This is a genomic window from Roseococcus sp. SDR (genome assembly GCF_019083995.1).
In the GTDB taxonomy this organism is placed as follows: Bacteria; Pseudomonadota; Alphaproteobacteria; order Acetobacterales; family Acetobacteraceae; genus Roseococcus.
Window position 1 is genome coordinate 1 of sequence record NZ_JAHRCU010000045.1, and the last position, 13,996, is coordinate 13,996.

The window sequence follows — 13,996 nt, forward strand, 5'->3', positions numbered from 1 at the left end:
CCTCACGGCGCGGGGCGCGGGCCTCGCCCCCCTCGGCCGGCGCGGCACCCTCGGCCGGGGCCTCGCCCTCGGGGCGCTGCCCCTGCGGGCGCTGGCCCTCGCGGCGCGGCCCTTGCGGGCGGCCATCTTTATGCCCTTGCGGGCGGCCGTCTTTATGCCCTTGCGGGCGGCCTGGGCGGTGGTTGTGGCGCGGGCCCTGCGCCGGGCGCGCCCAGGCGACCATGGTCGGCAGCACGGGGCCTTCCATGCCCTCGGGCAGCGGCTCGGAGGGGATGAGGCGGAAGCCGAGTTCGGCCAGCACCGGCCCCAGCGCATCGCCCTTGATGCCGAAGCGGCCCAGGATCTCGGGCGGCAGCGGCGCCGGCGCGCGGCGCGTGAGGTAACCCAGTTCCGCCGCCACGCGCTCCGCCACATCCAGGCGCAGCAGCACGGGGCCGGCGGGCACCCAGCCCATCATCGCCGCGAAACCGGGCGGCCAGGAGAGCGCCATGACGCCATCGCTCGGGATGGAGACCAGGCCCGGCGCCGGCAGGGTCGGCGTCGGCACGTCATAGCTCAGCGCCCAGATCTGCGCGCGCAGCGCCATGGGGCGCGGCTTCAGCGCCTCGGGCACATAGAGCGCGAAGCGCCCGGCGCGGATGCCGATGCCCTTCAGCTTGGTGCGCAGCTCCTGCCCGATCTGGTTGCGCGTGTCGCCCGGCTTCAGGCCCAGCGTCTCGCGCAGCTGGAAGGCCGGGCCGCGCAGCGTGTTGTCCTCGGCCGCCTTGGCCTCGATCGCGGCGATGGCGGCCAGGTCCTTGGCGATCACGCCCTCGATCCAGCCGGCGAGGCGCGTGCGGATGCGCTCGCGCTGCGGGCCGTCGAGGAATTCCGTGTCCTTCACCTCGATCAGCGGCTTGCCCGGCTCGCTGCCCATCTTGAGGCGGGCGATCTCCGCCCCGTCCCAGGTGATGCGGTGCTCCGCCGTGAGGCCGAAGCTGTCCGTCTTCGCGATGTCGAGCGCCGCCACCCGGCGCGGGATTTCCTGCACCAAAGCGCGGCGCGCGGCGCGGAGGATGAGCTTCTTCTCCTCCTCGCCGCCCTCGCCCAGCTCGGGCTGGAATTCGAAGCCGACGACGCGGCCGACCTTGTGGCCTTCCACCACCACCTCGCCCTGGCGGGTGACGGCGCTGAGCAGCTCCTCCTCGGTGTTGTCGAGGCTGCGGATCAGGTGCGCCGCGCGGCGGTCCACGAAGCGCGCGGTCAGGCGCTCATGCAGCGCGTCGCTCACCGCATCCTCGGCGGCGCGGGCCGCTTCCTGCTGCGTGCTGGCATCGCGCACCCAATCGGCGCGGGCGGCGATATAGGCCCAGACGCGGATGGAGGCGAGGCGCGCCATCAGCGTGTCGAGGTCGCCCTCGATGCTGGTGCAGCTCGCGATCTGCGAGGCGATCCAATCCGACGGCAGATGCCCGTCCTCACACAGATGGGTGAAGAGCTTGGCGCAGAGCCGCGTGTGCGTGTCATCCGCCAGCTTTCGGAAATCCGGCACCTGGCAGGTCTCCCACAGCAGCTGCAGCCGCGTGCGGGAGGAGGCCATGCGGCGGATGCCTTCCTCGCGCGCCAGCAGGCTCAGCGTGATGTGGTCCGTCGCGTCGTGGCCCTTGGTCAGGCCGGGCTGCGGCGGCGGCGCGCCCAGGCTGTCGAGCAGCGCCTCGATCCCCGAGAAATCGAGGTCGCTGTTGCGCCAGGCGAGCGCCTGGATGGGTTCGAAGTGATGGCCCTCGATCTTCTCGACCATCTCCTCCGGCAAGGGTGGGCATTCGCCCGTGACGCCGAAGGTGCCGTCGCGCATGCCGCGGCCGGCGCGGCCGGCGATCTGCGCGGCCTCCTGCGGGGTGAGCTGGCGCGACCCATGCCCGTCGAACTTGTTGAGATTGGCGAAGGCCACATGGTCCACATCCATGTTCAGGCCCATGCCGATGGCGTCGGTGGCGACCAGGAAGTCCACCTCGCGGTCCTGGTACATCTTCACCTGGGCATTCCGGGTGCGCGGGCTGAGGCGGCCCATCACCACCGCGCAGCCGCCACGCCGGCGGCGGATGGCCTCGGCGATCGCATAGACCTCGGCCGCGCTGAAGGCGACGACGGCGCTGCGCGACGGGAGGCGCGTGAGCTTGGCGGGGCCGGCGTATTCGAGCTTGGAGAGGCGCGGCCGCGTCTCGATCTCCACCTGCGGCACCAGGCGCGTGAGCAGCGGGCGGATGGTCTCGGCGCCCATGAACATGGTCTCGACCAGGCCGCGCGCATGCAGCAGCCGGTCGGTGAAGATATGGCCGCGATCGGGGTCGGCGCAGAGCTGGATCTCGTCCACCGCCAGGAATTCGACCTTGCGGTCCAGCGGCATGGCCTCGACCGTGCAGGCGAACCACTTGGCCTCGGGCGGGACGATCTTCTCCTCGCCGGTGATGAGGGCGACGTTCTTCTCGCCCTTCTGCGCCACCATGCGGTCATAGTTCTCGCGCGCCAGCAGGCGCAGCGGGAAGCCGATGATCCCCGAGGAATGCGCCAGCATGCGCTCCATCGCGAGATGGGTCTTGCCGGTGTTGGTGGGGCCGAGGATGGCCTTGACGCGCGCTTCGAACATGCTGGCTTCCGAGGATAGGCCCTGAACTGGCAATGGGCCGCAGGGTTATGAAGCATGCGGCGGTGATTGCAACTTGCCCCCGTTGCAAAGGCATGGGGCCCGGCGGAGATTGGGGTCGTGACCTCCCCGCAAAGCTTCGCCCTGGTCTTCGGCGCGCAATTCGCCGCCTTCGGCGCCATGATGCCCTTCCTGCCCGCCATCCTGGCCGAGGGCGGGCTGGGCGCGAGCGAGGTCGGCCTCGTTCTGGCCGCGGGCTCGCTGGTGCGGCTGGTGGCGGCCCCCCTGAGCGGGCGGCTGGCCGATGCCGTGCCCGACATGCGCCGACTGCTCGCCATCGCGGCGCTGCTGGCGGCGGCGGCGGCGCTGGGCTTCGGCCTGGCGGCGGGCCTCGCCCTGCTGCTGGCGGTGCAGGTGCTGCACAGCATCGCCGCCGCCCCCATCGTGCCGCTCTCCGACGCGCTCGCGGTGGGTGCGGTGCGGCGCGGCGGCTTCGACTATGCCCGCGTGCGCTCCATGGGCTCCATCACCTTCATGATCGGCGCCCTGGTCGCCGGTCTCGCCGCCGAATGGGCCGGGCCGCGCATCGCGGCCTGGATGCTGGCGGCGGGGCTGCTGCTGACCGCCTGGGCCGCGCTCCGCCTGCCCAAGCCGCCAGGGCGCGAGGCGGGCGCCGCGCCCTCGGCCAGCCTCTGGGCGCCGCTGGCCGAGCCCGGCTTCCTCTGGCTGCTGCCGCTGGCGGCGCTGATCCAGGGCAGCCACGCGGTCTATTACGGCTTCTCGACGCTGCATTGGCAGGCGGCCGGGCTCAGCACCGGTTTCATCGGCCTGCTCTGGGCGCTCGGCGTCCTGGCCGAGATCGTGCTGTTCCTCTGGGGCCGGCCCGTGGTGGAGCGCCTGGGCGTGCAGGGCCTGGCCTTGCTGGCGGCTGGCGCAGGCGTGCTGCGCTGGACGGTGACGGCCGTCACGGTCGAGCCGGCCGTGCTGGTCGTGGTGAACCTGCTGCACGGCCTCACCTTCGGCGCCATGCATCTCTCCGCCATGCGGGCGCTGGTCACGCTGCCGGCGGCGCTCTCGGGCCGGGCGCAGACCTTGCTCGCCTCCGCGGTCTCGGCCAGCACGGGCGGGCTGATGTGGGCCAGCGGCTGGCTCTACGGGGCGGCGGGTGGCCTGGCTTTTCTCGCCATGGCGGGGCTGTGCCTGGTGGCGCTGCTGCTGGCCCTCAGGCCTTTTCCAGCGCCCGGTCCAGAAGCGCCTCGATCTGCGCCGGATCATCCCAGCGCAGCGTGACGCTGACGACCCGCACGCGGTTCTGGAATTCAGGCGGGATCCGCACCCAGTCCTTGCGTGTGGTGACGGGAATGGCGCCGAGGCGCTCGGCCTGGTCCAGCAGGGCTTTCAGGTCGCCCGCATCGAAGGGGTAGTGGTCGGCGAAGCTCTCCGTGCCGGCCACCACGGCGCCACCCTGGCGCAGCGTGTTGAAGAACTTGCGCGGGCTGGCGATGCCGCAGAAGGCGAAGACATTCTCGCCGGCCAGATCCGCCATTTCGGGCCCGGAGACGAGATCCCCGCGCAGCACGGGCAGGCCCTGGGGCAGCACATCGAGCGCGCCCGTCTCATCCGGTCCGATCAGCACGGCGGCGTCGCAGCGGGCGGCGGCGGCGGCGACGCTCTCGCGCAGCGGGCCGGCCGGGATCACATGGCCATTGCCGAAGCCGTAGCCGCCATCGATGGTGAGAAGCGACAGGGTCTTGGCCAGCGTCGGGTTCTGCAGACCGTCATCCATGACGATGGCGCCGGCGCCCCCGGCCACAGCCAGTTGCGCGCCTGCCGCGCGGTCGGCGCTGACCCAGGTGGGGGCCAGGGCCGCCAGCAGCAGCGCCTCGTCGCCCACCGCCTCGCTGCCATGGCGCCCGGGCTCGACCTGCACCGGCCCCTTCACCGAGCCGCCATAGCCGCGCAGCAGGAAATGCGCGGGCGTGCCGCGCGCCTGGATGCGGCTGCCGATATCCATGGCCAGCGTGGTCTTCCCCGCGCCGCCGGCCGTGGCGCCGCCGCAGCAGATGACGGGAACCGGCGCCTGCCAGCCCGGCCGCGCCATGCGCCGTGCGGTGGCCGCGGCGTAGATGGCGGCCACGGGCGAGAGCAGCAGGGGCGCGATTCCCCCGCGGCGACCCCAGAAATCGGGCGCTCGAATGCTGATCTTCCCAACCCTTTCTTAACCCTGGCTCAACCGGCCCGGCCCGCCTTGCCCAGCAGGCCCAGCAGCGCCTCCGCCATCCGGCCCGGCAGCGCGGCGTTGGCGGCGACCCATTCCCCGGCGGCTCGCGCCATGGCGGCCGTCGCTTCGCTCTGGGTTAGCATATCCGCAACGGTCGCCGCCAGCGCCGCGGAATCGGGCACCTGCCGGGCGCCGCCCGCGCCCAGCAGCCCGGCCGTCACCTCGGTGAAGTTCTGCATATGCGGGCCGAAGACGAGCGGGCAGCCGAGGCGCGCCGCCTCCAGCGGGTTCTGCCCGCCATGCGGCACCAGGCTGCCGCCGATGAAGGCCACATGGGCCACGCGGTAGAGCAGGCCGAGCTCCCCCATCGTGTCCGCCACATAGACCGGCCCGGCACCGGGCAGCGCGCCCTCGGCCCGGCGCGGCCAGGGCCCCAGCTCCGGGCCGCGATGCGGATGGCGGGGGGCGAGGATGGTCAGCAGACCGGGCCGGTCACGGCGAATCGCCTCGGCGGCTTCCAGCACCTGCGCCTCCTCGCCCGGATGGGTGCTGGCGGCGAGGAGGACGGGGCGGCGGCCGATGGCATCGCGCAGCGCGGCCAGCGCCTGCTCATCGGCCGGGAGAGGCGGCGCGGCGAGCTTGAGATCGCCCGGCACGGCGACGTCCCGCGCGCCGAGCGCCCGCAGGCGTGCGGCATCCTCCGCCGAGCGCGGCATGATGAGCTGGAAGCGCTCCAGCAACCCGCGCGCGAAGCCCGGCGCGAAGCGCCCCCAGCGCGCGGCGGTGCGGGCCGAGATGCGGGCGCTCAGCAGCGCCAGCGGAATGCCACGCGCATGGGTCGCCGCCAGCGTATTGGGCCAGAGCTCGCTCTCCACGAAGCCCGCCGCATCCGGCCGCCAGCCATCGAGGAAGCGCGCCACCCAGGCTGGTACGTCGAGCGGCGCGTAGCGATGCGTCACACGTTGGGCCAAGGCTGGTGAAAGGCGCTGCGGCAGCAGCCGCGCCGAGGTGACGGTGCCGGTGGTGACCAGGATGTGCAGGCCCGCATCGCGCTCCGCCAGCGCCTCGATCAGGGGGAGGATGGAGAGGCTCTCGCCCACACTCGCCGCATGGAGCCAGATGAGGCGCCCCTCCGGCCGGGCAGCGCCATGGCCCTCGCGTTCCGGCAGGCGCGACTCCTCCTCCTTGCCCTGCGCGATGCGGCGGCGAAGGTTCCAGCGCAGCGCCGGTGCGGCGAGCGTGGCCGCGATGTGCCAGGCGCCGCTCACCGCCGCGGCTTGCCGAGCGCCGCATCGGCGGCATCGCAGGCGGCATCCAGCCCAGCCGCGATGGCGGGCAGCGCCGCCTCCGGCGCCTCGCGCGGGACGGGAATGGCGGGGCCGGCCACGATCACCCCGCGGCCGAAGGGCAGCGGGAATTCCATCCGGTCCCAAGTCTTGAGGCCCACGGCCCAGGCGAAGCGCCCGGCGCAGGGCAGCACCGGCTTGCCGCTGAACGCCGCGATCTGCGCGACGCCGGGTGCCGGCTGACGGCGCGGGCCGCGCGGGCCGTCGGGGGTGATCACCATCATCGCGCCGGTGCGGACCAGCCGGGCCATGGCCAGCATGCCCACCGCCCCGCCCTTGGATGTGGAAGCATGGATCATGTTCAGGTCGAAGCGCTTCACCACGTCGCCGATCAGCCGCCCGTCGCGGTGGCGGGAGACGAGCACATGCGCCGAGGGAATGCCGGCCCGCGCCTTTCCGGTGCGCCAGAGATGCGGCATCGAGGGCAGGTTCTCATGCCAGAAGGCGGCAATGACGTTGCCATGCGCGGCGAAGGCGGCGTCGATCGCCTCGCCGCCGATGAGCTGCCAGCGCGTGGTCCGGTAGACCAGCGCGAGGTAAAGGCCCAGCAGATTCGCGGCGAAGGCCTGGAAGGCCGGATGGCGCGTCAGCCGGCGCAGCATGCGTCATTCTCGAACATCTCCGGCGCGCCTCGCATGCCGGCGCGCGCGAGGCAAGTCCGGGGCGGTCAGACCAGGGTCAGGTTGTCGCGGAAGGCCTGGGCGCTGGCGGGCCAGGAAAACTGCTCGGCCTGGGCGCGGGCCTGGGTGCGCGGCACCTCCAGCGCGGCGAGGCAGGCGCGGCGCAGATCCTCATCCAGCACGCCGCCCGCCCCCACCACATCGCGCGGGCCCATCACCGGAAAGGCGGCGACGGGGGTGCCGCTCGCCATCGCTTCCAGCAGCACCAGGCCGAAGGTGTCGGTGCGGGAGGGGAAGACCATGACATCGGCGCCGCGATAGGCCTGGGCGAGGCCCTCCCCCTCCCGCCAGCCGGCGAAATGCACGGAAGGATGGCGCGCCTGGAGGGCCGCGCGCTGCGGGCCGTCGCCCACCACCACCTTGCTGCCGGGCAGGTCGAGATCGAGGAAGGCGCTGATATTCTTCTCGATGGCGACGCGGCCGGCATAGAGGAAGATGGGGCGCGGCAACCCGGCCCAGGCCTGGGCGCAGGGCGCGGGCAGGCCGGGCCGAAACTGGTCCAAATCCACGCCACGGGTCCAGGGGAGGATGCGGCGGAAGCCGCGCTGCGCCAGCTCCTCGCGCAGGCTGGGTGTCGCGGCCAGCGTCCCGGCGCCGGCATTGTGGAAGCGGCGCAGCAGCGCCCAGGTGACGCGCGGCGGGATGCCGGTGCGCGCACTCACATATTCGGCGAAGCGCGTGTGGAAGCTGGTGGTGAAGCGCCAGCCGCGCTGGATCGCGATGGCGCGCGCGGCGAGGCCCAGCGGGCCCTCCGTCGCCACATGCAACGCGTCGGGCCGCATCTCCTCCAGCATCCGCGCAAGCTGCGCGCGCGGAAGGAGTGCCAGGCGGATCTCGGCATAGCCGGGCATGGCGAAGTTGCGGAAGCGCTCGGGGCCGATGACGTCCACCCTGTCGCCCCGCGCGGTGAGCTCGGCGGCGATGCGCTCCAGCGTGCGCACCACGCCATTGATCTGCGGCCGCCAGGCATCCGAGACGATGGCAAGCTTCATCAGGCGGGCTGCGCCACCGGCAGGCGGTGAGGGGCGCGCTGCAGCGCGGCCCAGTCCAGCAGCTCGAAGCGGCCATCGGCATGTTCGACGAGGGCAGTGCAGCTTTCCACCCAGTCGCCGTCGTTCATGTACATGACGCCGTTCACCAGGCGCATCTCGGCATGGTGGGTATGGCCGCAGATCACGCCGTCCAGCCCGCGCCGCCGCGCCTCCCCGGCGAGCGCCACCTCGAAGCGGTCGATCGCCTTCACCGCCTCCTTCACCTGGCGCTTGAGCCATTGCGACAGCGACCAGTAGGGATAGCCCAGCTTGCGGCGGGCGATGTTGAACCAGCGGTTCAGCACCAGCGCCGTGTCATAGGCCCAGTCGCCCAGATAGGCGAGGAACTTGGCGTAGCGGATCACGCCGTCGAACTCGTCGCCATGCAGCACCAGGAAGCGCCGGCCATCCGCACCCTCATGCACCGCCTCGCGCCGCAGCTTCACGCCGGCGATCTCGAGACCGAGCCATTCGCGGAACATCTCGTCATGATTGCCGGGGATATAGGTGACGGCGGCGCCACGCTCGGCATGGTCGAGGACCGCGCGCATCACGGCGTCGAACTCGGCGTGCCAGTACCAGGCCTTGCGCAGGCGCCAGCCGTCGATCACGTCGCCCACCAGGTAGAGCTGTTCGCATTCCACGCGCGCCAGGAAGTCCAGCAGCATATCCGAGCGCGCGCCCCGTGTGCCGAGATGGATGTCCGAGACGAAGACGCTGCGGACCCGGATCTTCTGGTCCCGTGGCGGCATCAGGGATGCTCCGTGCTGTGCATGCGGCCGGAATGGGTTGGAAAGCCTGGGGTTGCACGTGAATCTTCCATGACCCCTGCGCCGCGCGCATGTCTCACGGCCGACGCGCGGCCGACCTCGAATCGTCACGAGATGGATGTTATGGGGCGGGCTTCCCCGATCGCGCCGCGCGTGGTGGCATGGCGCGAATCGAGGAGGATTTCATGACCATCGGCTTTCGTGTTCGCCCCGTCACCGCGCGCGTGGCGCCCGCCATCATCGAACGTGCCGGCAAGGTTCCCGCCGCCAATATCGGCGATGTGATGAACCGCCTGCAGTCGCTGAGCGGCACCTTCCATTCCTATGGCGGCCGCAAGCGCATGGTCGGCCCGGCCTTCACCGTGAAGGCACGCTCGGGCGACAATCTCATGCTGCACCGCGCGGTGGACATGGCGAACCCGGGCGACATCATCGTCTGCGACGGCAATGGCGACCTCTCGGTGGCGCTGATGGGCGACCTCATGCTCGGCCACGCGACGAAGCGCGGCGTAGCCGGGGTGGTGCTGGACGGCGCGGTTCGCGACGTGGCGTCGCTGGCGAAGATGGACCTCGGCGTCTGGGCGCGCGGCCACACGCCGGCTGGCCCCTGGAAGGAAGGCCCGGGCGAGATCGGGACGCCGATCTCCTGCGGCGGCCAGGTGGTGATGCCGGGCGACCTCATCTGCTGCGACGAGGATGGCGTGGTGGTGGTGCCGATGGACGAGGCGGAAGCCGTGATCGCCGCCGCCGAGGCGCATCAGGCCAAGGAGATCAAGGCCGAGCAAGACATCCAGGCGGGCAAGTGGCCGCGCGACTGGGTGTTGCAGAGCCTGCGCGAGAAGGGCTGCGAGGGGGCTTAGGCTCTCCCTCCGGCTACTTCGCGGTGGCGGCGAGCCAGCCGCCACCGGCGACGAGCGCGAGCGCCAGCCCCACATTCCAGGTGAAGGCCCCTGCGCCGGCCGCGATCAGCAGCAGCGTGGAGGCCACCGGCACGCCATAGGCGAGCGTGCCGAGCAGCCGCGGATCGCCGCGCTTCATGCCGAGATCCCAGAGGAAGAAGGCCGCCCCGACCGGACCGAGGCCCAGCAGCAGCGCCGCCAGCGCCTGCCGCGCATCGGGCATCACGCTCGGCTCGAAGATCAGGTGCGCGAGCAGCGCCAGCATGGCCGATCCGCCGCAGAAGCCGGCCACCGCGCCGGTCGGCACGCGATCCAGCCGCCGCGCCGTCACGGAATAGAGCGCCCAGACGAAGGCGCAGCCGATGGCGCAGAGGAAGCCGAACCAGGCCTCGGCCGGGAAGCGCGCGCCGCCGCCGAGCAGCAGGGCGCAGCCGGCGAGGCCCAGCGCCACGCCCAGCAGCCGGCGCGGCCCGAGCCGCAGGCCCAGGATGGGCGCCGAAAGCAGCACGATCAGCAGCGGCCAGAGATAGTTCAGCAGATTGGCCTCGACCGCCGGCGCATAGGCGAGGGCCGCGAAATACAGCGCGTGATAGCCGAAGAGCCCCCCCACCCCATGCGCCCAGGCCAGCAGCCCCTGCCGCAGCGCGCCCCATTCGCCGCGCAGCGTGACGACGCCAAGCCCCACCACCGCCGCGACGGCGAAGCTCATGGCGGTGAGCTGCAGCGGCGGCACCCCGGCCGCGAGGCGCGAGAGCAGCGCGAGGAAGGCCCAGAGCAGCAGCGCGAAAACACCAGCGAGATTGGGGCCGGCGAGCGTGACCTTCACTGGAATTGCGGATCCACCGGAACCCGCAGCGCCTCGGCCAAGCGGTTGGTCTCGGCCGCCATGGCGATCACCGCCAGCAATTCGCCATGCATCGCATCATCCATGCCCTTGGCCCGCGCGGCGGCGGTGTGGGACGCGACGCAATAGTTGCAGCCGGCCGTGGCGCTGACCGCGAGGTAGAGCATCTCCTTGGTCAACGGATCGAGCGCGCCCGGCGCCATCACCTGCTTGAGATTGGCCCAGACGCGCGCCAGCGTCGGCGGATGCACCGCCAGCGCCTTCCAGAAATTGTTCACATCCGGCACGCCGCGCGTGGCCCTGATGTCGTCGAAGACGGCGCGCGCCTCGGGCGAGGCGTCCTCGTATTCGATCAGCCGGCTCATGCGGGCGCCTGTGCTTCCGGATGGGGCAGCGGCTTGTAGGGCAGCGGCGCGAAGCGCGTCGGGAAGAAGCGCATGCGCTGCCAGACGCCGGCCGTCACATAGGGGTCGTCGGCCCACCAGGCGCGCGCTTCCTCTTCCGTCGCGTGGCGCGTGACGGCGATGGAGCCCACCATCTCGCCCTTCGGGCCCAGCAGCGCGCCGCCGCAGGCCAGCGTGCCGTCCTCGGCGAAGCGCATCACGCGCTCCATATGCGGCTGCCGCACGGCGAGGCGCTTCTCGACGCTGTCCTCCGCATCCTCGGCGATGACCACGCAATGCGTCATGCCGCTCGGCATCGGGCCCGCGGGCAGCGGCTGGTAGTTCATCGGCGCGATGCGATAGGGCCGCATCTGGTAGCTGAGCCAGACGCCCTCCCGCGCGAAGGGCTCCTCCATCAGGTATTCGCGGGCGCCGACCTCATCCTCGTCGTTCAGGATCATGACGGAGCCCGCCGCCGTGCCATCGGCGCGGAACAGCGGCACGGCCAGGTGCAGCCGCCCGGCCGCGACCCAGCGGGTGATCACCTCCAGATGGCGGTCGCGCACGGCGGCGCGGCGGGCGGGTGCCTCCGCATCCTCGCCATCCCAGCCCAGGATCACATAGCCCATCGGTTTCCCCCGTCGTCTTGGCCGCCCGATGGTCGCGGGTCACGCGGAATCCGGCAATGGGGGGCGCGGGTTCACAAGGGGAGCGAAGCCGGGCAGAACCCGAGGCCGAGTTTCAGGGGCCCCCAGTCAATGTCGCTCCGTTGGGATGTGCTGCTGGCCATCCTCGGCATGGCGCTCGCCACCTATCTGCTGCGCGCGGGCGGCTATGCGCTGCTGCGCGCCTCCCGCCCGCCGCCCTTCGTCATGGCGATGCTGGGGCACATGCCCGGCTGCATCTTCGTGGCCTTCGTCACCCCCGCGCTCGTCACCGGCGGCTGGCCGAGCCTGCTGGCGGCGGCCTGCGTCACCGGCATCATGATCGGCACGCGCAGCTACCTGCTGGCCATCCTGGGCGGCGTCGCCGTCATCTGGCTGGCGCGGCTGGCGTGAGCGTCGCCATCACCGGCGTGCTCGCCGCCTTCACGGCGGCGAAGAGCGGAATGCCGGCGGCGTCGCATTGCTGCTTCACGCGGCGGTTGAGCTCGCGCCCCACGGCCCAGCGGCGGGCGGGCGGCGTCATCACGCGCGCGCGCAGGATCACGCCGGCATCGCCCATCTTGTCCACGCCCAGAACCTCCAGCGGGGCCAGCAGCTGCGGCGCCCAGGCCTCGTCCTCGCGCATGCTCTCGCCCACCTGGCGCAGCATCATCACCGCCTGGTCGGTATCCGCACCGTAGTCGAGCGCGAGGTCGAGCACGGCATAGCCGAAATCGCGCGTCTGGTTCGTCACCGTCGTCACCGCGCTGAAGGGCACGATATGGACCGAGCCATCCAGCGCACGCAGCCGAATGGAGCGGATGGAGAGTTCCTCCACCGTGCCGGACAGCCCGCCCACGGTGATGGTGTCGCCCACCGCCACCGCATCCTCCAGCAGCAGGAAGATGCCGGTGATGACGTCGCGCACCAGCGTCTGGCTGCCGAAGCCGACGGCGAGGCCGAGCACGCCGGCACCGGCCAGCAGGGGCGCCACGTTCACGCCGATCTCGGTGAGCAGCGTGAGGCCCACGATGACGATGAGCAGCGCGCCGAGCGCCGTGCGCAGCATGGGCAGCAGCGTGCGCACCCGGGCCGAGCGCGCGGCCGAGCCATCCTTGGGCAGCCGCGCCAGATAGCGCTGGATGGCGGCATTCGCCCCCTCCCAGATCAGCAGGGCGACGACGAGGGTGATGCCGATGCCGGTCATCCCCGAGATCAGCCGCCCGCCCCAGCGCCCGGTGCCGAACCAGGAGAGCGAGTTCAGCCCCCAGACCTCCAGCAGCAGAACGAGGCCGACGGCGGTGATCACGGCCGAGATCAGCGTGCGCAGCGCCGGCAGATAGCGGTTGGCCCGCTGCTCCAGCCCCGGATAGCGCACCGCGAGCTCGCCACTGATGCGGAACAGCCGGTCCAGCAGGCGGCGCATGCCCTCATCCAGCAGCTTGGCGCCGGCGATGATGCCGATGGTGGCGAGCGATGCCTCGGCCAGGCGCTCGAAACCGCGATCGATCTCCAGCGCCCAGACCGTCCAGGCGGCGAGCAGCCAGAGGATGACGACGACGTGCCAGGCCTCGGCCAGGCGCGAGCGGGCGGCCCGCATGAAGGCGCGGCTGCGCGTCGGCACATCGCCCGCGCCCAGATCCGGCGCATCGAGAAGGGCGGCCACGGCGGCGCGGTTCTGCAGCACGATCTGCGCGATGAGCAGCGAAAGCACCAGAAGGCCGATACGCCAGATGCTCTCATAGGCACCCTGCGGCAGCCCGAAGAGCATCGCGACCTCCGCCATCGCGTAGAAGGTCACGCCGGTCAGCGCCAGCCGGCGGATCCAGAGCGTGGCATAGGCCGCCGTCTCGTCATCGCAGCGGATCAGCCGCAGGCGGGTGAGGCCAGGGGCGAAGACCAGCCGGCCGGCCGCCATCACCGCGCGGGCCGCCATATAGGAGAAGGTGACGGCCTCCATGACGAGACGGTTGGAGGGCCAGATGGAGAAGGAGCCGATGATGGCCAGCGCCGCCGCGCCGAAGCCGAGGATGGGTACCAGGTCCAGCCCCAGATGACCCAGCATGTAGGGCAGGCGGCGCAACCCCTGCATGCGGCCCTGCACCGCCATGCCGCGGTTCTCCAGCCATGCATTGGGCCGGCGCATCAGCCAGCGCAGGCCGCGCTCCGTCGCCATGCCCGCCAGCAGAACGAGGGCGAGCTTCCAGGTGAGCGCCCAGACCTGCCCTTGCAGCCGGTCATCCGTCGCCAGCCGCTCGAACCAGTCACGGATCAGGGTGAGCTCGGCGGCGGCGGACAGCGTGGCCCAGGCCTGGACGAGGAACTGGCCGATGCGGCTGGCGATGCCGACGACGATGTCGGCCGGGGCGGAGATCACCTCCTCCGGGGTCGGCGCGGCGGCTTCGGGCGCGGCCGGGGCGCCGGTGGTCGCCTCCAGCGCGCGGATCAGGGCGCCGCGGCGCGCCTCATCCCGCAGGATGTCCAGCAGGGCACCGAGCTCGGGCGGTGGCGCGGCCTGGGGCGTGGCGGCCGAAGGAGCGGCCGGAGGGGCGGCG

At 72.0% G+C, this 13,996-nt stretch carries 13 protein-coding genes; 3 read left to right on the forward strand and 10 right to left on the reverse strand.

What is annotated here, in order from left to right:
- Positions 1–2,626 (reverse strand): helicase-related protein (locus tag KTR66_RS24310; RefSeq protein WP_213617351.1); only part of this gene is annotated, 2,626 nt, incomplete at its 3' end.
- Positions 2,627–2,743: 117 nt separating this feature from the next.
- On the opposite strand from KTR66_RS24310, the gene KTR66_RS24315 reads away from it, so the two are divergent.
- On the forward strand, positions 2,744–3,913 hold the full coding sequence (locus KTR66_RS24315) for an MFS transporter (RefSeq protein WP_213617352.1): 1,170 nt from the start codon (positions 2,744–2,746) through the stop codon (positions 3,911–3,913).
- Here KTR66_RS24315 and lpxK read toward each other — a convergent pair.
- The 5 genes from lpxK to KTR66_RS24340 all read right to left on the reverse strand — a co-directional run bounded on the left by lpxK (position 3,846) and on the right by KTR66_RS24340 (position 8,653).
- Entirely contained in the window at positions 3,846–4,820 is a 975-nt protein-coding gene (lpxK, locus tag KTR66_RS24320; RefSeq protein ID WP_213617362.1) for a tetraacyldisaccharide 4'-kinase, read from the reverse strand. The two genes, KTR66_RS24315 and lpxK, sit on opposite strands and share 68 nt — an antisense overlap.
- Before the next feature lie 32 nt (positions 4,821–4,852).
- On the reverse strand, positions 4,853–6,112 hold the full coding sequence (locus tag KTR66_RS24325; RefSeq protein ID WP_213617353.1) for a 3-deoxy-D-manno-octulosonic acid transferase: 1,260 nt from the start codon (positions 6,110–6,112) through the stop codon (positions 4,853–4,855).
- Positions 6,109–6,792: a lysophospholipid acyltransferase family protein gene (locus tag KTR66_RS24330; RefSeq protein WP_213617354.1), complete on the reverse strand. Its 684-nt coding sequence runs from the start codon at positions 6,790–6,792 to the stop codon at positions 6,109–6,111. The genes KTR66_RS24325 and KTR66_RS24330 overlap by 4 nt, the downstream gene beginning before the upstream one ends.
- A 65-nt stretch (positions 6,793–6,857) precedes the next feature.
- Entirely contained in the window at positions 6,858–7,862 is a 1,005-nt protein-coding gene (locus KTR66_RS24335) for a glycosyltransferase family 1 protein (RefSeq protein WP_213617355.1), read from the reverse strand.
- Positions 7,862–8,653, reverse strand: coding sequence for a UDP-2,3-diacylglucosamine diphosphatase (locus KTR66_RS24340; protein WP_213617356.1), 792 nt, complete (start codon positions 8,651–8,653; stop codon positions 7,862–7,864). Before KTR66_RS24340 ends, KTR66_RS24335 begins: the two co-directional genes overlap by 1 nt.
- A 203-nt stretch (positions 8,654–8,856) precedes the next feature.
- On the opposite strand from KTR66_RS24340, the gene KTR66_RS24345 reads away from it, so the two are divergent.
- Complete coding sequence (locus KTR66_RS24345) at positions 8,857–9,531, forward strand: RraA family protein (protein ID WP_213617357.1); 675 nt, start codon at positions 8,857–8,859, stop codon at positions 9,529–9,531.
- A 13-nt stretch (positions 9,532–9,544) separates the two neighbouring features.
- Here the strand turns inward: KTR66_RS24345 and KTR66_RS24350 are convergent, their stop codons facing one another.
- From KTR66_RS24350 to KTR66_RS24360, 3 genes are read right to left on the reverse strand one after another with little or no spacing between them, the layout of a single operon-like run.
- On the reverse strand, positions 9,545–10,396 hold the full coding sequence (locus KTR66_RS24350) for a DMT family transporter (RefSeq protein WP_371819208.1): 852 nt from the start codon (positions 10,394–10,396) through the stop codon (positions 9,545–9,547).
- Positions 10,393–10,779, reverse strand: coding sequence for a carboxymuconolactone decarboxylase family protein (locus KTR66_RS24355; RefSeq protein WP_213617358.1), 387 nt, complete (start codon positions 10,777–10,779; stop codon positions 10,393–10,395). Before KTR66_RS24355 ends, KTR66_RS24350 begins: the two co-directional genes overlap by 4 nt.
- Positions 10,776–11,426, reverse strand: a complete 651-nt coding sequence (locus tag KTR66_RS24360; protein WP_213617359.1) for a YciI family protein — start codon at positions 11,424–11,426, stop codon at positions 10,776–10,778. Before KTR66_RS24360 ends, KTR66_RS24355 begins: the two co-directional genes overlap by 4 nt.
- A gap of 129 nt (positions 11,427–11,555) precedes the next feature.
- Here KTR66_RS24360 and KTR66_RS24365 point away from each other — a divergent pair, with 129 nt between their 5' ends.
- Positions 11,556–11,855: an AzlD family protein gene (locus KTR66_RS24365; protein ID WP_213617360.1), complete on the forward strand. Its 300-nt coding sequence runs from the start codon at positions 11,556–11,558 to the stop codon at positions 11,853–11,855.
- Here the strand turns inward: KTR66_RS24365 and KTR66_RS24370 are convergent.
- Positions 11,830–13,996: mechanosensitive ion channel domain-containing protein (locus tag KTR66_RS24370; RefSeq protein WP_213617361.1), on the reverse strand; the 2,167-nt coding region annotated here is incomplete at its 5' end. The genes KTR66_RS24365 and KTR66_RS24370 overlap by 26 nt on opposite strands.